Origin of the sequence: Paenibacillus sp. EKM212P (assembly GCF_011066115.1) — a bacterium.
Taxonomy (GTDB): Bacteria; Bacillota; Bacilli; order Paenibacillales; family Paenibacillaceae; genus Paenibacillus; species Paenibacillus polymyxa_B.
Window position 1 is genome coordinate 408,858 of record NZ_JAAMNR010000005.1, and the last position, 18,928, is coordinate 427,785.

The window sequence follows — 18,928 nt, forward strand, 5'->3', positions numbered from 1 at the left end:
CAATTCGCAGTTTTCGCTGCATTTGGAGGGGATTTCGTTATTTATACGCTCTCTACTCTTGAATCATCTGACGCAATACGGTTTGCAGAATACCGCCGTTGTGGTAGTAGTCGATATCGACGGTGCTGTCTAGACGGGCAATTACCGGGAATTCGAACTTTGTGCCATCCTCGCGTTTAGCCACCACTGTAAGCTCTTGACCAGGCTTCACGTCATTGTCGATGCCAAGAATGTCAAACGTTTCACGACCGTTCAGACCCAGGCTGGACCAGCCATAGCCTTCCTGGAATTGCAGAGGTAGCACGCCCATGCCCACCAGGTTACTGCGGTGAATCCGCTCGAAGCTTTCCGCAATGACAGCCTTAACGCCCAGCAAAAGCGTACCTTTGGCCGCCCAGTCACGGGAGCTACCTGTGCCGTATTCCTTACCAGCAATGACGATCAGGCTCTGATCGGCTGCCTGATATTTCATGGATGCATCATAGATGGACATTTCCTCATCCGTTGGCAAGTATTTGGTCACGCCGCCCTCGGTGCCTGGAGCCACATTGTTGCGGATACGGATGTTGGCGAATGTACCGCGCATCATGACCTCGTGGTTACCGCGACGGGAGCCGTAGGAGTTGAAGTCCTTGCGTTCCACGCCATGCTCCTTCAAATACAGCCCTGCCGGGCTGGAAGGGGCAATGTTGCCTGCTGGTGAGATATGGTCCGTCGTGACCGAATCATTCAACAGGGCAAGCACACGGGCATTACGGATTTCCTTGATATCTTGTACGCCATCCTGAAGTTTTTCAAAGAATGGTGGATTTTGAATATAAGTTGATTTTTCATCCCATTCATACAGTTCGCCTTCAGGAACCGGAATGGAATTCCATTTTTCGTTGGCAGTAAATACATTTTCATATTTGCGACGGAACATATCCGGGCTGAGAGACAGGCTGATCGCTTCCTTGATTTCCTCAGAAGTAGGCCAGATGTCTTTGAGGTAGACCGGCTGATTGTCCTGATCGTAACCGAGAGGATCGTTCACCAAATCAATGTTCACTGTGCCTGCCAGCGCATAAGCGACAACCAGTGGCGGTGAGCCGAGATAGTTGGCTTTGACCTGCGCATGCACACGGCCTTCAAAGTTCCGGTTGCCGGAAATAACTGCGCCAACCGTCAAATCATTGTCTGTGATGGCTTGACTCACTTCGTCAGGAAGTGGCCCGGAGTTACCGATACAGGTCGCACAGCCGTAGCCTGCTACATGGAAGCCGAGGGCTTCGAGCGGTCCGATTAATCCGGCTTTTTGCAGGTATTCCGTCACGACGAGGGAGCCTGGAGTCAAGCTTGTTTTAACATAGCCCGGCTTTTTGAGCCCGCGCTGCACTGCTTTTTTGGCCAGCAAGCCCGCACCGAGCATAACGCTTGGATTGGAGGTATTCGTGCAGCTTGTGATCGCCGCAATAACGACTGCTCCTGTACCCAACTCGCTGGTGGAGCCGTCTGGATGGGTCAGCGGAATTTTCTGTGCGATTTTTTCATCGCTCAGTCCATAGCCGCCCTTGTCCACCGGGGTACGAATAATGCCTTCAAACGTTTCTTTCATGCGGCTAAGCTCAACACGGTCCTGTGGACGTTTGGGTCCGGCGAGACTCGGTACAACTGAAGCCAGATCCAGCTCAATGGTATCGCTGAACACAGGGTCCGGTGTATCGGATGTGCGGAACATGCCTTGGGCTTTGTAATATTCCTCTACGAGGCTTACTTGCTCATCGGAACGTCCAGTGCTGCGCAGGTAGGCCAGCGTTTCCGCATCGACTGGGAAGAAGCCAATCGTTGCGCCGTATTCCGGTGCCATGTTGGCAACTGTCGCACGGTCAGCCAAGCTGATGTTAGCCAGACCAGGCCCGTAAAATTCCACGAATTTGCCGACTACGCCTTTTTTACGCAGCATTTGCGTTACAGTGAGCGCCAGATCGGTGGCCGTAGAGCCTTCTGACAGGCTGCCTGTCAGTTTGAAGCCAATCACATCGGGAGTGACAAAATACAGCGGCTGCCCCAGCATACCCGCCTCTGCTTCAATCCCGCCGACACCCCAGCCTACAACACCCAGCCCGTTAATCATCGTGGTATGGGAGTCTGTTCCTACGAGGGAATCTGGAAAGACGACCGTTTCACCGTCAATGGTTTTGGTAGCGGCAACGGAGGCGAGATACTCCAGATTGACCTGATGGACGATACCGGTGGATGGCGGAACGGCCCGGAAGTTGTTGAACGCCGTTTGCGCCCAACGCAGAAAACGGTACCGCTCCTCGTTGCGTTCAAACTCTACATTAATATTGTAATCCAGCGCATCACGGGTACCAAAAGCATCGACCATGACCGAGTGATCGATAACGAGATCGACGGGAACGAGCGGATTGATTTGCTTCGGGTCCCCGCCTGCTTTTTTCACCGTATCACGCATAGCAGCTAAATCGACAACCACCGGGACACCGGTAAAATCCTGTAGCACGATGCGTGCAGGAATGAACGGAATCTCCTTGTTGGTATCCCGATCCTCAGCCCAGCCTGTCAGCTGTTGCACATGTTCTTCTGTAATGGCGCGTCCGTCAAATTGGCGAACCGCAGCTTCCAGCAACACTTTAATGGAGAAAGGCAGCTTGGCAATACCGCTCTTTCCTTGTTCCTCCAGTGCCTTAAGACTATAGTAGCGATAAGGCTTACCGTTAACTTCGAGACTACGGGCAATGGAGAATTGATCTTTTCCTGACATAAGTATTACCTCCTTGAAGTGGATGCTTGGGGGAAAATAGGGATGTCGTTTTTTCGACGTCTTGCACAGTTGGTTTAAATTGGTTGCGTTCTCAATTACATCTTCAGTGGTTCATTACGTGTTAGAGGTTGTGATCAATGTAATTTGTTTCATTAGATGAAACATGATTTCAAAATGATTGCTTTTGGATTAAGTATACCGTTTTCAGGCAGTTCCGTAAAGTTTTTTTGGCCTAAAAGATGCGTTGCAGATTGGAAAATAAAACGTTCCGCTCCCTCGCGTTTCGATGTTCATACCAAGCTTTAGAGATTCATACTTATAGATAGAGAGCATTTCAGACCAGAGAGGCAAGAAAGGAAGTTATACATCATTCCGGTTATCCCCGGAAAAGGATAGCGGGACGAATATGGAGGGATTGGGATGGGGGAGCGGGAATGGAAACAGGCCCTTTTTTCTTACGTGAATCAATACAATCGCAGTGAAGTGAATGGTGTACCGCAGCCGGATGAGTATCTGGAGGTGGGTCAGCGGATGGAACGAGCAGCACGTGCGGCCAGATTGGAGCAGTGGTACAACGAACGGGATGCTGTTCCCCTACGCAGCGAGACACGCGCCAAACCGCTACGAATGGTGCAGGATACCCCGGATGAGGCTGTGGTAGATGTACAACTGCATGTCCGACTCTTTTATGAGAAGGGTGGGATGACTCACCGGGAGGATCGAATTGAACGGGAGCGTCTGACGTTCATACGCGAGGGTGAAGCCTGGCAGGTAGCGAGAATTGAGCGCGATCCGGCAGAAAGGAAACCTGCGGGGGGAGAGGTTCCTTTTGAACAGGCTTCGTTTAATCAAGGAGGAAATCTGCCGCTACTGAATCGCGGTGTGCTGGGCTTCGGCTCATCAGCACGTCCCAGCCGATATCGCCGCGAAGAAGCAGCGGCCTATGCAGATCAGTGGTGGGATAGCTTCAATCCGGAGTTTGAAGGTTTTGATGTGGATTGCACTAATTATATCTCGCAATGTCTCTTTGCAGGGGGAGCACCGATCCACTATACTGGTAAAAGAGAATCGGGCTGGTGGTATAAAGGACGGGTCGCCGGAAATGAGCTGTGGAGCTACAGTTGGGCAGTTTCCAACAGTCTGGAGCGGTATTTGGGCTCCAGCTCATGGGGGTTGACCGCTGAGCAGGTGAGTCGCCCAGAGCAACTCATGCTGGGGGACGTCATTTTCTACGATTGGGATGGTGACGGAACCTTCCAGCACAGCACGGTGGTCACGGCCTTTGATGCGGGCGGCATGCCGCTAGTCAATGCACATACGGTAAGCTCCAGACATCGTTATTGGGACTATAAAAATTCGTATGCGTGGACCGACAACACGGTATATCGCTTTTATCACATCGCCGACTATTTTTAACTGAGATGATGGATAACAGGTACAGTGATACAAATCAGTCACAATGACGAAAGCAGGAAAGCGGAGGATAGGCATGGCAAATCAAAAATTGACCGTAGGGCTGGTGTACGGTGGCAAATCGGGCGAACATGAGGTTTCGCTGCAAACGGCGTATGCGGTAATGAACGCTTTTAACTATGAGAAATACGAGATTATTCCTTTTTATATTACGAAGGCTGGCGATTGGCGTAGAGGGGCGCTATTAAGCGCTCCTCTGGCTTCTGTAGAGCAATTGAAGCTGGAACGCGCAGAGGGCGGCACCAAGGCGGCATTAGATACATTGTTCGGCAAGCTGTACGGAGAGCAGACGCTGGATGTGCTGTTTCCGTTGCTACACGGTACCTTTGGCGAGGACGGAACGATTCAGGGTCTGTTCGAAATGGCGGATATGCCCTATGTCGGTGCAGGAGTGCTGGCTTCGGCAGCAGGTATGGATAAAGGCGTCATGAAGAAGCTGTTTGAGCATGCAGGATTGCCGCAAGTGAAATACTGTTATTTTAATAGTACACAGTGGGCCCAAACCAGTCATGATCTGGTACGTAACATGGAAACCGAGCTAGGTTATCCTTGCTTTGTCAAACCAGCCAATCTGGGATCAAGTGTCGGTATTTCCAAAGCCAGCAACCGAGAAGAGCTGGAAAAGGCTGTAGATCTGGCTTTGCAATTTGACCTAAAGGTGATTGTCGAGGAGTACGTCGATGCCCGTGAGATTGAGGTCAGCGTACTTGGCAATGATGAGCCGATTGCCTCGGTACCGGGTGAAATTGTATCGTCGAGTGATTATTACGATTACGCTGCCAAATATACGGATGGCCAATCGGAAATGCTTATTCCGGCACCGTTGGATGAGGAAGTGGCAGATCGTATTCGTGAAGCCGCATTGCAAGCATTCCGCGCTCTGGAAGGCTGCGGGATTTCCCGTGCCGATTTCTTCGTCAGACGCTCGGACGGACATATCCTTATTAATGAAGTGAATACAATGCCTGGTTTTACACCGTTCAGTATGTATCCATTACTGTGGAGAGAAACCGGCGTATCCTATGCAAGTCTGCTAGACCGCATGATTGCCCTTGCACTGGAGCGTTATGAGCGCAGGTCGGCACTGCACTACGAGAACTCATAAACGAAACAAAGGGGAGCTGATCACTCTCCTTTTTGTTCATATATATGGCATATCTTTGAGCACTACACTAAACCCTTAATGATGAAAGGTGGCGGCTACACATGGGATTTCAAACTGAATTTAACTCCGTGTGCAAATTCAAGAGCGAGCAAGAACTTTACGAACTCCTGGAATACGGACGTGGCAAAATGGTTAAATCCGGGCTGCGCGTGTTTCCGACAGGCCAGAAGGTCATCGCTTACGGCGTGGACAACGTGGCAGTAGCCATTGTGCAGATTGTGGGCTGTATCGCCGAAATTAATTTCCAGGGCGATGAAGTGACCGAAGTTGAGATGATCCTCATTCGTAAGCTGAATGAAGAGGAATCAAGAATTCAGACCGCATTGGCGGATGAAATGTTTTTTGGAGCACAGCAGCAATCCTAGCTGTTTTCTTCTTGCAATTTGTGCGATAACACCGAATCAGCAGGTGCTTTTCCGGGTATGATCAGTAGAAAAGGGTTTTAGGTCACAGAACGAAAGCGGCCTTACCATCTACTGCGACTGCTGAAAGGAAGACACCCTATGATCGTAAGGTTCGGTTATGTAGCCATGTCGGTTACCATTCAAAATGCATCCCCCTCTAAAACCATGACATTGAGCAGCTTTAACAAGATTGGAGACCGAGAAGCTGCAATCCGCAAGCTAGAACGGATAGCAGCCGAAAATCTCCATAATACTTTGAGGCTGCTGCGCCATAATCGCGCGAGTGATATCCAGGTCTATCGTTTCTCATCCAAGCTGATTCCGCTAGCGACCCATCAGGATCTGCGGGATTGGGACCCTTTTCAGGCGCTTGCTGCTGACTTTGCAGAGGTTGGGAACTATGTCAAGGCGAATAGGATGAGGGTATCGTTTCACCCCGATCATTTTACAGTGTTAAGCACCCCCCGTCCTGAGGTGTTGCAGAGCTCCATTAATGATCTGAAGTACCACAAAGCGATGCTGGAGGCCATGGGACTCGGTGCCGAAGCCAAGAACAACATTCATATTGGTGGTGCTTACGGAGATAAGGTGACCTCAGGCCAGCGTTTTGTAGAGCAGGTTAGTGCGCTGGATCTTTCGTTAAGAAAACGGTTAACGCTGGAAAATGATGATAAAACGTTCAATGCGGTGGAAACGCTGGAGGCTTGCAAATTGACGGGGTTACCGATGGTTCTCGATATTCATCATCAATGGGTGAATAATGAGGGGGAAAAGCCGTGGGAGCTATGGCCGGATATTTTGGATACCTGGAAAGGGGAACTGGCCCAAGCCGGATCTTCTGTGGATCATCCATTGCCGCCCAAAATCCATGCGTCCAGCCCCAAAAGTGAAAAAGATCCTCGGGGCCATGCGGACGGTGTTCTAGTGGAGCCGTTGCTTACCTTTTTGCGCAATATTGCCGGATATACGGATCGGATTGATGTCATGCTTGAAGCCAAACTTAAGGATGAAGCGTTATTCGGATTGATGAATGAACTGCGCCTTCAGGAAGATAATGGGGTTAAGGTGCTGGATGGGGCTTCCATAGAAATTATGCCTTAGAAAGTAGCATTTCGCGGATAAAGCTCCCATTTAGAGAAACTTTATGCAGTTTATTGTGTATACTAGAATGTGTAAACTAGCAAACTTGTACTGAAACAGAGATGGTTAAGAGACTGTGTTGTAGAGCAGCTTCGTAAACCACGTAACAATGATATAGAAAGTAGAGTGGACACGTTGAACGAACATGAAAACGAAAAGGTTCCCTATATCGTATCAGGAAAAAGCTATACTGCCGTGGCTATTAATGCGGCATCCAAAGCCGGGGAATGGATTAAGAGCAGACTGGGAACTGTTGAACATTTGAATACCAAACAGTCTCCTACGGATCTAGTGACCGAGGTAGATAAAGGTGCAGAGCAGATGATTCGCAGACTAATTCTGACCCATTTTCCCGATCATGCTGTTTTGGGTGAAGAGGGTGTGGAGCCGGGAGCCGAAGCTTCGGCCCGCGCATTAGAGGCTGCCCGTGAAGAGGAATATCTATGGATTATTGATCCGGTAGATGGGACTACCAACTTTGTGCACAGTCTGCCGTATTACAGTGTGTCTATTGCCTTGGCCCATCGTGGCGAGGTGATTGTCGGGGTCATTTATGACCCGTCCCGTGATGAAATGTTTGTAGCGGAAAAAGGAAAAGGCGCATATGTACATGGCAATCGCATGCAAGCATCGAGAGAAGAAACACTGGGAGATAGTCTGGTGTGCATCGGCTTCCCGCCAGACCGTACGTATGCACAACCGCTAAATATGAAAATTACGCAGGTTCTTACACCTCAGGTACGCGGCATTCGGGCGCTGGGCTCGGCAGCATTGCATCTGGCTTATGTAGCGTCGGGACGGCTATCTGCTTATTGCGAAATTGGTTTGAATGCGTGGGATGTAGCAGCGGGCGCTTTGCTGGTGCAGGAATCAGGCGGCACCATTACCGATACATTGGGCAGACCTTATGACCTGAGTGTACGGCATATTGCAGCTACGAATACAGCTATTCATTCTCAACTTATTCAAGTGCTGAAAGAAGCAGACGCAACCGGGTTATAATTCTACGTAGAGACCACCACCCTGAAGGAGGAAGTCGCGATGAGCCAATCCGAAGAATTGGAACGCCAGCTCAGTGAATTGCTGACGGAAGGCGAGATTCGTGAGAATGAGGCCCAAAAGCGGGAACGGCTCAGCCCTAAATATGAGGTGCGGGTTCAGACTCATATCGATCCCATTGTTGAGGAGACGCGTAAATACCGGAGTATGGCACGTGAACTTGATGACCGATACGACGAATATATGAGCAAGGCGGACAAATCGAAACCATCCGATCAACGCTAAGCAAATACAAATACCTCTTGCCGAATGACCAAGGCATGGGGTATTTTGTATGTTATAAAGGAGGCGACATTCACTGATTACCTACTTTAAAAGCGCTTACAAAAATGCTGGAATCCATCATAAAATGGTACTACTGATTACGGTACTTATGCTGGTTAATTTTGCAGTAGTTGCAGTCATACTTAAGTACGTATTTCATATTTATGATAATCAAATGTACAAAAAAACATCCGAAGTACTCAATATTTCTTCAATCGGCATAGAAAATGAGCTGAAGGATGTGGAAAAAGTTACTTTCAAGGTAACAACGGACGAGCAGCTTCAACGTTATTTGCTGCAATTGGAAAAGGAAACGTCACCTTATGCCAAAATGGTGCTGCGTAAAAAAATAACGAATAGGCTCGTCGCCTTTGCTGGCTCTGAAACCTATGTCTATTCTATGATGGTCATCGACAAAGAGGGACAGGTCATGAGTGCGGGCAACCGCGAAGGTATTCCCCAAGAACTTCGATCCACCCTGTCGGAGCTGGCAGACGAACATGACGGTTCCAATGCATGGTATGCGGCAGGCCATTCCTCCTTGCTGGCAGCTCGGCAGTTCAAATCCTTTACCGATTCCAATTTTACACTGAATGGGCTCGGAACGCTTGCGATTCGTGTGCGAATTGACCGGATTGTAGCGGATCGTGTGCAGACCTCCGGCCGTGACGGACAACTGATGATTACAGATGGAAGGCGGATGATTTATCCCGAAACACCACTTTTGAGTGAGAGTGATATTCAGGCCGAGCTTGGCCGAAAGCAGCCTTATGGGATTGCGACCTACTCAGGAGGAACCTTTTTCGCTGCTCAAATCAAATCCTCTTATACGGGTTGGACGTATTTGCATATGACCCCCTTCGATGATATGTTTCGCAGCATTACGATCATTAAAGAAGTTGTAAGCGCTATTTTTGTCATTATGCTTCTTATCGCATTGGCACTGGGGGCTAGGTTGTCAGGGAGCATTACCAAACCGATCGTTCAATTAATCCAGAACATGCGTAAAATAGAAAAAGGCGATCTCGACCGTTTGGAGGAAGAAGCACTTGGCGCGGTCCCCCTTTCTACACAGGATGAGGTAGGCTTGCTACATCGGACATATAAGAAAATGATTCGCCGCATTCGTGAGCTCATTAATGAGAATGTTGCCAAGCAGCTATTGCTGCGAGAAACAGAGCTAAAGGCACTACAGGCACAGATTAATCCACATTTTTTATACAATACATTAGAGTCTGTGAACTGGCTTGCCAAGGCCAATAAGCAGGATCGGATTTCAGAGATGGTGGAAGCACTTGCTTTTCTATTGCGTAGTGCGGTCAGTTTTGAAGAGCAGCTGATTCCGCTTCAAAAAGAACTAGATATTGTAAGGAGCTACGTAACGATCCAAAAAACACGTTTTGATGAACGTCTCGTTTTCCATCTGGATGTCCCGGAAGAACTGATGGATGCACAAATTCCGAAGCTAACGCTTCAGCCCTTGGTGGAGAATGCCATTCATTATGCGCTGGAGCCGCGAATTGAACCCTGTCGGATTGCTATTATTGCGAGAGAAAGCGAGGGGGCTCTATTTCTGCGAGTTGAAGATGACGGACTGGGAATGACGCCGGATTTCTTGGAAAAGCTGCGGAGCGGGCAGGTCACGACCCGTGGGCAGGGCATTGGACTTACGAATATTCAAGAACGGATTAACCTGACATTTGGTACACCTTGGGGGATAGAGCTGCATAGCGAGTCAGGAACAGGAACGTCGATTCATGTCTGTATTCCATATGTGAAAGGGGATCAGGGTCGTGTACAAGGTGCTACTGGTTGATGATGAGCGTATGATTTTGGAAGGCATATCGCAGGTGGTTGATTGGGGTAAAGCGGGAACGAGATTGGTGGGTACGGCACGTAACGGGATTGAGGCTTATGATCAGATTCAGGCCAGCCCGCCTGACTTTGTGATTAGCGACATCTCTATGCCTGGTCTAGACGGTATCGGACTGGTTGCCAAAACGACGGAGCACTTTCCAGACGTTCGTTTCATTCTGTTGTCTGGTTACAAAGATTTCGACTATGCCTGTCGGGCCATGCAATACGGGGTGAAGCACTACTTGTTGAAGCCATGCAATGAGCGGCAAATTCATGAGGCTCTGACCGAGTTGGGGCAGGAGCGGGAGGAGCAGGAAGAACGCAAGCAGTTTGTAAACCGGATGAAGCTAGATTTTCAGCGTATGCTGCCTCATGTGAAGGAACACTTTTTGAAGGAGTTTATTTCCTATAAAACTTACGGTAGCCGCGATATCGCATTTTATGAGCGGTTATTCGGACTTGAATTGCAAGATAAGCAGGTTCGAATGCTACTGCTGCGGGTGGAGGAATCCCATGAGCCGGAGCATTTGTTTGCATTGCAAAATATAGCGGCAGATTTGATGGATGATGTCTTGCTCAGTACGACCATGCAGGGGCAATTGCTCATCGTGCTGGAAAGTGAGGATGACACGTCACGGTTTATGAAACAGATTGAAGCGGTACGTGCGACATTTCATCGCTTTTACAAGCTGGAGGTAACGGTCGCAGTTAGTGAGTCGGATAGTATGCAGCATTCACGGGGGATGTATCGGGAGACACTGCATTGTATGAATCACCGGTTTTACACCGGGGAAGGCAGTCTGATTACGAAGGAGGATTTAGCGGCTGAGGATACCCGGGAGATGGCAGATTTGGAGCTGGACGAGGAGAAGTTCGGTCTGCTGATCAAGGCTGGAAATACGGTGGAGGTTGCACAGGAAGTGGATCGGTTGTTCGGTATTCTGTCCCGTATGAAGCTGGAAATTTCCGTGACCCGCTCCTATGTGCTTCAGCTCTATGCCGCTATGATCCGTATATGCCCCGAAGAAGAGCGTGCGGCGTTTACGAGCCGAATGGTGGTGCTGGCAGAGCAAAAAACGCTGGCATGTCTCAAATCTTTTGTACAGGAAGCTGCCGAACGAATGACCGCAATCTATTATAAAAGTAATGTGTATCGCCAATCTTCCACCGTTGATAAAATGATCACTATTATTGAGCAAAACTACAGAAAATCGGATCTGTCGCTGAACGGAGTGGCAGGTCAAATGCTGTATATGAATTCCGACTACTTAGGGAAGATATTCAAAAAGGTGACGGGCGAAAACTTCTCACACTACGTCAATCGTTATCGGATCGAACGTGCGGCTGAGCATATTCGGGAGACAGGAGACGTGAAGGTGTTTGAGCTGGCGGAATGGTTCGGCTTCGGTGGGAACGCACAATATTTTAGCCAGGTGTTCAAAAAATGGGCAGGTATGACGCCTTCCGAGTACATTAAATCACATGAACGGGGATGAGCGTATGGAGTCCCACTGTTTTTTAAACCCAGGAAACCTGATTTGTGTATTCCAATGTTTCTCGGCTTTTGGGAAAATAACAACAGGAGCTAATGTAAACGCTATCAAAATTGCGAAAGTGCGTTGTCACTCGTAATTTGGCTCCTTTCTAGAACAGCGAAAAGGGGAGAGATAGGTGGGCAAAAAGGGATGGTTTCTGATCATAGCTATGCTGCTCGTTTTGACGACGGCATGTAGCGGAGCGGACGGCGGCGGCAATTCGGGCACAAGTGCAGACGGGAAAGTAAAGTTACGTATCGCTTGGTGGGGATCGGATACGCGTCATGAATACACGCAAAAGGTCGTTGATTTGTATAAGCAGAAAAATCCGAATGTAACGATTGATGTGGAATATGCCTCTTTCGATGACTATTGGAAAAAACTCGCTCCTCAGGCTGCGGCTAATCAGTTGCCGGATATCGTGCAAATGGACATTTCGTACATTAGCCAATATGCAAAAAATGGCCAGCTGGAGGATCTCGCTCCTTACTTGAATCAAAAAATTCAGGTTGCTGATGTGACCGAAAATGTACTCAAAACTGGCGTAATTGCTGGAAAGCAATATGGTATCCCAACCGGTGTTAATGTTCTGGGTTTCCAGTATGATCCGGCGTTGCTCAAAAAAGCGGGTATAGACAAAATTCCTGACAACTGGACATGGGATCAATACAAAGAAATGGCTTTAAAGGCTGGTTCCAATAAAGTATACTTTGACAGCTCGATGGCTGCCGATATTTTCTTCCACTACTATTTGCGTACTCAAGGAAAAACTCTCTACAATGCGGAAGGAACAGGATTGGGGTATGACGATGATAAGCTGTTTGTTGACTTCTTCAGCGGATTGGCTGATCTGATTAAGAAGGGAGCGACCCCGCCTCCTGAAATCATGAACCAGACCAAGGGGATTCTTGAGGAATCCGATATCGTAAAAGGAACAGGCATCGGTATTTGGCAGTGGTCCAATCAGTATGTGGGCTTACAGCAGGTCGTTAACCGCCCAATGGCACTGGCTCCGATGTTTGGGCCGAATATGGAAAAAGGCGTATATATGCAGCCTACGATGTACTGGACGGTTGCTTCCCGTTCACAGGTGAAGGATGAAGCCGCTAAGTTTATTGATTTCTGGATGAACGATGTAGAAGCGAATAAATTGATTAAAGGCGAACGGGGCGTACCGATTTCCGCCAAAATCAAGGAAGCTGTTGCACCAGAGTTGAGCGAGCCTACGAAGCAGGTGTTTGAATTTGTAGCTTCCATGGAGCCGAAGGCTTCTCCAATGAGCCCGCCGCCGCCAGTCGGATCGCCGGAAGTGATTGCGACTCTGACCGATTATATTGAGCAGGTCAATTTCGGACAGATGACGGCTGAAGACGCAGCGGCTAAATTCCGGGCTGATGCGAATACCATCCTTGCGAATAACAAGCAATAATAAGCGCAATAAGGACTTTTGATATCTGACAACGTTTTAGCATAAGAATCGATAGAAACGAAGGAACATCTCGTTAAGTTAACCGTGCGTACTCCAAAGCATGATTGCGCACGGTTGATTCGACGAACCAACTGCATAAGCACCCTTTGCAGACATCACAATATTATTCGCATAACAACAAATTGTTGACATCATAAAGTTTTACTAATTCTTTAAATGCAACAGAAGGGAGGCTTGATGAGCTTGCGAAATCATCAGAGCTTGAAAGCCAATATGACCGGATATGCGTTTATCAGCCCTTTTATTGTGGGCTTTCTGGCGTTTACGTTAATTCCAATGTTTATTTCGCTGTATCTGTCCTTTACCACCTACAACCTGTTCACCCCGCCCAAATGGATTGGTCTGGGTAACTTCGAAAAGATGTTCACAGGCGACCCGAAATACTGGAATTCGATCAGGGTCACGTTTACGTATGTATTGGTCGGTGTACCGTTGCGACTGATTTTCGCGCTGTTTGTGGCTATGATTTTGAATACCAAATCGCGCATGGTCGGCACCTATCGGACGATGTACTATCTGCCATCCATTATCGGAGGTAGCGTTGCGGTATCGATTATGTGGCGGAACATTTTCAGTAATAACGGCATAGTGAACAGCCTGCTTTCGACTCTAGGGGCGACTCCGGTGAAATGGTTTGGTGATCCGGATGCTTCGCTTACGATGCTGATCACCCTGTCCGTATGGCAATTTGGCTCCTCCATGCTGATTTTTCTGGCAGGTTTGAAGAACATTCCTGTTGAATTGTACGAGGCGTCCAGTGTAGATGGCGCTAAGCCAGTACGAAAATTTTTCAGTATTACGCTGCCGTTGCTTAGCCCCATTATTCTATTTAATCTGATTATGCAGACGATCAGCGCCTTTATGACCTTCGTCCCGGCTTATGTTATTTCTAAGGGCGAAGGAGGCCCGATGGATGGAACGATGCTGCATTCACTGTATCTGTTCCGGCAGGCGTTTATGTTCAGCAACATGGGATATGCGGCAGCCATGGCTTGGGTCATGCTCATTATGATTGGGATACTGACAGCGATTTTATTTTTAACCTCCAGATACTGGGTATTTTATGAAACGGAAAAGGGGCGCTGATACCGATGGCATGGAAAACGTTCAAATGGCCAATTTATCACATACTGGTTGCTGCACTGGCGCTCCTGATGCTGTATCCCGTTTTTTGGATGCTGTTCAGCTCGTTTAAAGAAAGTCGGACGATATTCGTCACGGCATCCTCGCTTTTTCCTACAGAATGGATCTGGCAAAACTATGTAACAGGCTGGAAAGGGACGACTGGCTACAACTTTGGCACGTACATTCTGAACTCGCTCACGATCGTGGTGATTTCAACGATTGGAGCTGTGCTTTCCTCCTCATTGATCGCATTTGGCTTCGCACGCTTGAAATTCAAAGGGCGTAACTTGTGGTTTGCTTTGATGATGGTGACGCTTATGCTACCAGGGGATGTGGTACTGGTACCGCAATATATTATTTTCACCAAGCTCGGTTGGATCAATACGATCTTACCGTTAGTGGTACCCTCCTTCTTCGGGATGCCGTTCTTCATCTTTCTGATGGTGCAGTTTATACGGACGATTCCAGCAGAGCTGGATGAGGCGGCGACGATTGACGGATGCGGCAAGTTCCGGCTGTATTTCAGAATTATTTTACCCTTACTTAAATCGTCGTTGGCTACAGCGGCAATCTTCTCTTTTTACTGGAAGTGGGAGGATTTGCTTGGTCCGGTACTGTATCTGAATTCGCCAGAGAAATATACCGTATCTATTGCACTCAAGATGTTCCTCGACAGCGAGTCGGCTTCCAACTGGGGAGGAATGTTCGCGATGTCTATCCTAAGCCTGCTTCCAGTTATCGCTGTATTCTTCGCATTCCAGAAGCAAATTGTAGAAGGAATGAGTACGAGTGGTTTGAAGGGGTAAGATCCAAAATCCATAGTGTGAGGATATGAAGCTTACGAGTGGAAATGGAAGGCATCCGGGTTTGTACGATTGAATGGACAGGATTTGAGGGCGATGGCTGAGAGGTGAGTAAATTGTGGAAGTTTGATTTTGGTCCGGGGGAGCCTGCGGATGGCTACAAGGGAGTGTCTCCGGATTGCTTATATACAACTGAACAGGGCTATGGCTTCGAGGCTACGGAGCATGTGTACGGTCGGAAAAGGCAGAGTGCAGCCAAGGATGCACGCACGCGGCTGCGAAGCAGCTTTTGTATTCCACTAAACGCTGCATTTGTTGTAGATGTGCCAGACGGGCTGTATCTTGTCACTATACTGGTCGGCGATTCGCAGGCGGAAACGCTCACGCGACTCAAGGCTGGTGAAGGCAAGCACATGCTTCCCCCAGTGCACACGCTACCAGGCCAGTTCACCGAAGCACTGTTTGCGGTGCCTGTCCGAGGTGGCAAACTGCGCCTCACCGTATCAGGCACCGCGCCACGGCTCAATGCGCTGGAGATTGCACCAGCGCCACAGACCCTCCGGCTATTCCTAGCCGGAGATTCCACGGTTACGGATCAGGACGCATCCGGCTATCCGTATACAGGCTGGGGTCAGGCTTTGCCCGCCTTGTTCAAGCATGATGTCTGCGTGGATAATCATGCCGTATCGGGGCGAAGCTCCAAAAGCTTCATGGACGAAGGACGGCTGGGTGTCATTTTGGGCGAAATAAAGGCAGGAGATTTCCTGTTCATCCAGTTCGGTCATAATGATCAGAAGCCTGATCCGGAGCGGGCTACAGAGCCTTTTACAACCTACAAGGAGCATCTTCGCCTCTACATCGACGGCGCAAGAAGCCATGGGGCAACCCCGGTACTGGTCACGCCCGTACATCGTCGCTATTTTAACGAGGATGGTACGCTATCTGACACACATGGTGACTATGTAACAGCGGTTCGTGAGCTGGCGGAAGAAGCGAATGTACCGCTGATTGATTTGTCTGCCCGCACGCAGGAGTTATATGAGCAGATGGGTCCCGAAGAGAGTAAAGAGCTTTTTATGTGGTTGCTGCCTGGTGAATACATGAACTTTTCCGGCGGCTTAGAGGATAACACGCATTTTCATGAGAATGGCGCGGTTCGTATTGCAGACATGGTGGTGGATGCTGTGAAGGAACTGGATTTGCAACCGCTGCGCATGTATTTACGTTGAAGGACGACCTTTTCATGTACGGGCGTCAAGGAGGTAACTCACGTGAAACTTACCAAAGGGGGAGACGTGGAAATGCCTGCATTGATTTTTGATGAAGAACAAGTTAAGCAGGTGATCGACCGGGTAGTAGAACGCACCTTTCAAATGCACTACAGCTGGGATTGGCCGGGCGGAGTCGCCTTTTACGGAGTATGCGAAGCGTATGAAGCGACAGGGAACGAAAAGTATCTGACCAAGCTGAAAGAATGGGTTGACGAAAATATCGAGGATGGGCTTCCATCTCTCTCGGTGAACGGCGTTTCTGTCGGGCACTGTTTGTTGACGCTTTATCAGGCCACAAGTGAGCAAAAATACCTTGATATTGCCATCGAGATGGCAGAATTTTTGGCCCAAAAAGCGGAGCGGTTTGCCGACGGCATTTTCCAGCATACGGTGAACTCTCTTCATGATGTATTTCCGCAGCAAGCATGGGTGGATACGATGTTTATGGCCGGTTATTATTTGCTGCGCATCGGTCATCTGTTAGGCAACAAGGAGTATTGGGAGGATGGGGTTCGTCAATATCACGGGCATGAAGAATTTTTGCAGGACCCGGATACGAATCTGTATTATCACGGATGGGATCATGCGAATCAAAGCCGGATGTCAGGAATATATTGGGCGCGCGGCAATTCATGGGCAGCCCTCACGATGGCAAAAGCGCTGAAATTTGTGGAGGTGCAGCATCCATCTTATATGATCATCGACGGCTCGCTGCGTGACCAGCTCAATGCGCTGGTGCGGCTACAATCCCCGGAAGGGCTGTGGCATACGGTGCTGAACGATGATACCTCTTATCTGGAAACCTCGGGCTCGGCAGGAATTGCGACCGCCTTGCTTATGCAAGGAAGATTGTTTAACAAATACACCCAAAAGGCGATCGAAGGTATTCTTTCCCGCATTAAGGACGACGGCACAGTAACGGGTGTATCCGCGGGAACTGCTGTGATGAACGATATTGACGGCTATCGAAACGTTCCATACAAACGCATTCAGGGATGGGGTCAGGGATTGGCGCTTGCTTTTCTGGCTCAACTGTTGCGCACCAAGGAGAATCCGTACGGCTAGAAGAAGGGGCATAAGCGCCAAAAAGTATGATGGATAAAGGAGGCCAATAGTATGGGAAATGCTGAACTTTCTCATAAAAAGGTGGCTAATCAGCCGCGAGGCAGCCTATTCTGGGTCATCCCCGATGGGTATATTCCACCGGAAAGCCGGGGAGAGCTGCTCAGTCATGAGAGCATATGCGTGCTGAATTGTGGGAGCCGTGTGGCAAATCTGAGTATAGACATCTATTTTGAAGACCGCGAGCCATTGGAGGGATTGATCGAGGTGGTGGAAGGAAGACGAACCCGTCATATCCGAACAGCCTCGTTGGAGAAATCCGACGAACGGATTCCGGTAGGTATTCCTTACGCAATTACGGTCACTAGCGATGTGCCTATAATCGTACAATATAGCAGATTGGACACGACACAGCCGGAATTGGCGTTAATGAGTGTCATGGCGTACCCTATCTAATGCGACGAAGACTAAGAAATGAAAAAAGAAATCTCTCGGCTGGAATTGCGCAGCCTGGAGATTTCTTTTTTTGCAGGCAAATGAGTGTCTATTTTTAGCCCGTTTTTTGTGATTTTGCCGAAGTTGTTTTGATTGGCGTGAAGTTTTTTCGTCCTCCGAAATTGGTACCCAACACGCCGATAATGATCATCACAGCCCCAATAATGTGATAGTAGGCGAGCTGCTCCTTCAAAATGTAAGTACCGGCAATCATGGAAATGAGGGTGGATAAATTGCCGATCACACTCATTTTGGAGGCTTCGATCCACTTCAAGGCAAAGCTCGATAACAGCGAGGTGACGAGGGTAGACAGAATGCCCAGATAAATCAGTGCCATCCAATAACCAGGCTTCACCAGTGGAGCGGTATAGGCGCTCATGGAGCCGTCTATGGCATGATATCCCAGTGCCACCACGTTAAAAACGATACATCCCAAAATAGAGGTAACGTAGGTCAATTCCATTGGGTTGTACTTTTGTGTTAATGGTCGTGCCAGCACATTATAGCCAGATAGGCATATCGCAGAAAGCACGAGTAGAAGAATACCGCCATAGCTATTGGATGCTAGCGGTGCTCCGCTTTTCATCACAAATATAAAAACCACGCCAAAGACAGAGAGCAGTAAGGAAATCTTCTGGACTACCGTTGTACGCTCTTTAATAAAATAGGAAGCTAACAGCAGCGTAAAGATGGGAACGGTTGCTTGGATAATTCCACCTTCCGATGAAGAAGTGCTCATCAGCCCGAAGGCTTGCAGTGGAAAATACACTAATGGCGAGAGCAGCGCCAGTGGTAAAATGCGCAGAATGTCACGCATCTTGATGTTGATCTTGATCCAACCGAGCAACACGGGAATGGTCAAAGCGATAAATGACAGCGCAAAGCGGTGGGCAATCACATCCAGCGGGCTTGCCTCTGTGACTGTCAATTTTACAAATAAAAATGAAAATCCAAGTATAGCTGCATAGCTGAGAGCTGCCAGATAGGCGGCTCCATTTCTGGAACGACTGTTCATAATAAAC

General features: G+C 48.7%; 16 protein-coding genes. 14 read left to right on the top strand and 2 right to left on the bottom strand.

What is annotated here, in order from left to right; genetic code table 11:
* Window positions 1–52 precede the first annotated feature (52 nt).
* Window positions 53–2,764, bottom strand: coding sequence for an aconitate hydratase AcnA (gene acnA / locus G9G54_RS17375; protein ID WP_165179002.1), 2,712 nt, complete (start codon window positions 2,762–2,764; stop codon window positions 53–55).
* Window positions 2,765–3,184: 420 nt separating this feature from the next.
* Here acnA and G9G54_RS17380 point away from each other — a divergent pair, with 420 nt between their 5' ends.
* The 14 genes from G9G54_RS17380 (at window position 3,185) to G9G54_RS17445 (ending at window position 17,867) form a co-directional block, all read left to right on the top strand.
* A complete protein-coding gene (locus G9G54_RS17380; RefSeq protein WP_165179003.1) occupies window positions 3,185–4,180 on the top strand; it encodes an amidase domain-containing protein in 996 nt (331 codons plus the stop codon).
* 73 nt (window positions 4,181–4,253) lie between these two features.
* A complete protein-coding gene (locus tag G9G54_RS17385) occupies window positions 4,254–5,342 on the top strand; it encodes a D-alanine--D-alanine ligase (protein ID WP_039270664.1) in 1,089 nt (362 codons plus the stop codon).
* A 101-nt stretch (window positions 5,343–5,443) separates the two neighbouring features.
* Window positions 5,444–5,767, top strand: coding sequence for a hypothetical protein (locus G9G54_RS17390; protein WP_165179004.1), 324 nt, complete (start codon window positions 5,444–5,446; stop codon window positions 5,765–5,767).
* A 138-nt stretch (window positions 5,768–5,905) separates the two neighbouring features.
* A complete protein-coding gene (uvsE, locus tag G9G54_RS17395) occupies window positions 5,906–6,907 on the top strand; it encodes a UV DNA damage repair endonuclease UvsE (protein ID WP_165179005.1) in 1,002 nt (333 codons plus the stop codon).
* Window positions 6,908–7,081: 174 nt separating this feature from the next.
* Window positions 7,082–7,948, top strand: a complete 867-nt coding sequence (locus G9G54_RS17400; protein ID WP_025722147.1) for an inositol monophosphatase family protein — start codon at window positions 7,082–7,084, stop codon at window positions 7,946–7,948.
* Window positions 7,949–7,987: 39 nt separating this feature from the next.
* On the top strand, window positions 7,988–8,230 hold the full coding sequence (locus G9G54_RS17405; protein WP_165179006.1) for a hypothetical protein: 243 nt from the start codon (window positions 7,988–7,990) through the stop codon (window positions 8,228–8,230).
* A 124-nt stretch (window positions 8,231–8,354) separates the two neighbouring features.
* Entirely contained in the window at window positions 8,355–10,085 is a 1,731-nt protein-coding gene (locus G9G54_RS17410; protein WP_238808172.1) for a sensor histidine kinase, read from the top strand.
* Window positions 10,063–11,622: a response regulator transcription factor gene (locus tag G9G54_RS17415; RefSeq protein WP_023987013.1), complete on the top strand. Its 1,560-nt coding sequence runs from the start codon at window positions 10,063–10,065 to the stop codon at window positions 11,620–11,622. The genes G9G54_RS17410 and G9G54_RS17415 overlap by 23 nt, the downstream gene beginning before the upstream one ends.
* 175 nt (window positions 11,623–11,797) lie before the next feature.
* Window positions 11,798–13,090 carry an ABC transporter substrate-binding protein gene (locus tag G9G54_RS17420; RefSeq protein ID WP_025722144.1) on the top strand — a complete coding sequence of 431 codons (1,293 nt, stop codon included), beginning with the start codon at window positions 11,798–11,800 and terminating at the stop codon, window positions 13,088–13,090.
* Window positions 13,091–13,327: 237 nt separating this feature from the next.
* Window positions 13,328–14,236, top strand: coding sequence for a carbohydrate ABC transporter permease (locus G9G54_RS17425; RefSeq protein WP_165179007.1), 909 nt, complete (start codon window positions 13,328–13,330; stop codon window positions 14,234–14,236).
* Window positions 14,237–14,241: 5 nt separating this feature from the next.
* Complete coding sequence (locus G9G54_RS17430; protein ID WP_013369435.1) at window positions 14,242–15,081, top strand: carbohydrate ABC transporter permease; 840 nt, start codon at window positions 14,242–14,244, stop codon at window positions 15,079–15,081.
* Between the two features lie 113 nt (window positions 15,082–15,194).
* Window positions 15,195–16,307 carry a rhamnogalacturonan acetylesterase gene (locus G9G54_RS17435; RefSeq protein ID WP_165179041.1) on the top strand — a complete coding sequence of 371 codons (1,113 nt, stop codon included), beginning with the start codon at window positions 15,195–15,197 and terminating at the stop codon, window positions 16,305–16,307.
* Between the two features lie 72 nt (window positions 16,308–16,379).
* Window positions 16,380–17,414 carry a glycoside hydrolase family 88/105 protein gene (locus G9G54_RS17440; RefSeq protein ID WP_165179042.1) on the top strand — a complete coding sequence of 345 codons (1,035 nt, stop codon included), beginning with the start codon at window positions 16,380–16,382 and terminating at the stop codon, window positions 17,412–17,414.
* Between the two features lie 51 nt (window positions 17,415–17,465).
* Window positions 17,466–17,867 (top strand): sensory rhodopsin transducer, encoded by a 402-nt coding sequence (locus G9G54_RS17445; protein ID WP_165179008.1) that lies wholly within the window; start codon window positions 17,466–17,468, stop codon window positions 17,865–17,867.
* A gap of 94 nt (window positions 17,868–17,961) precedes the next feature.
* Here G9G54_RS17445 and G9G54_RS17450 read toward each other — a convergent pair whose 3' ends face one another.
* Window positions 17,962–18,921: a DMT family transporter gene (locus tag G9G54_RS17450; RefSeq protein ID WP_165179009.1), complete on the bottom strand. Its 960-nt coding sequence runs from the start codon at window positions 18,919–18,921 to the stop codon at window positions 17,962–17,964.
* Between the last annotated feature and the right edge of the window lie 7 nt (window positions 18,922–18,928).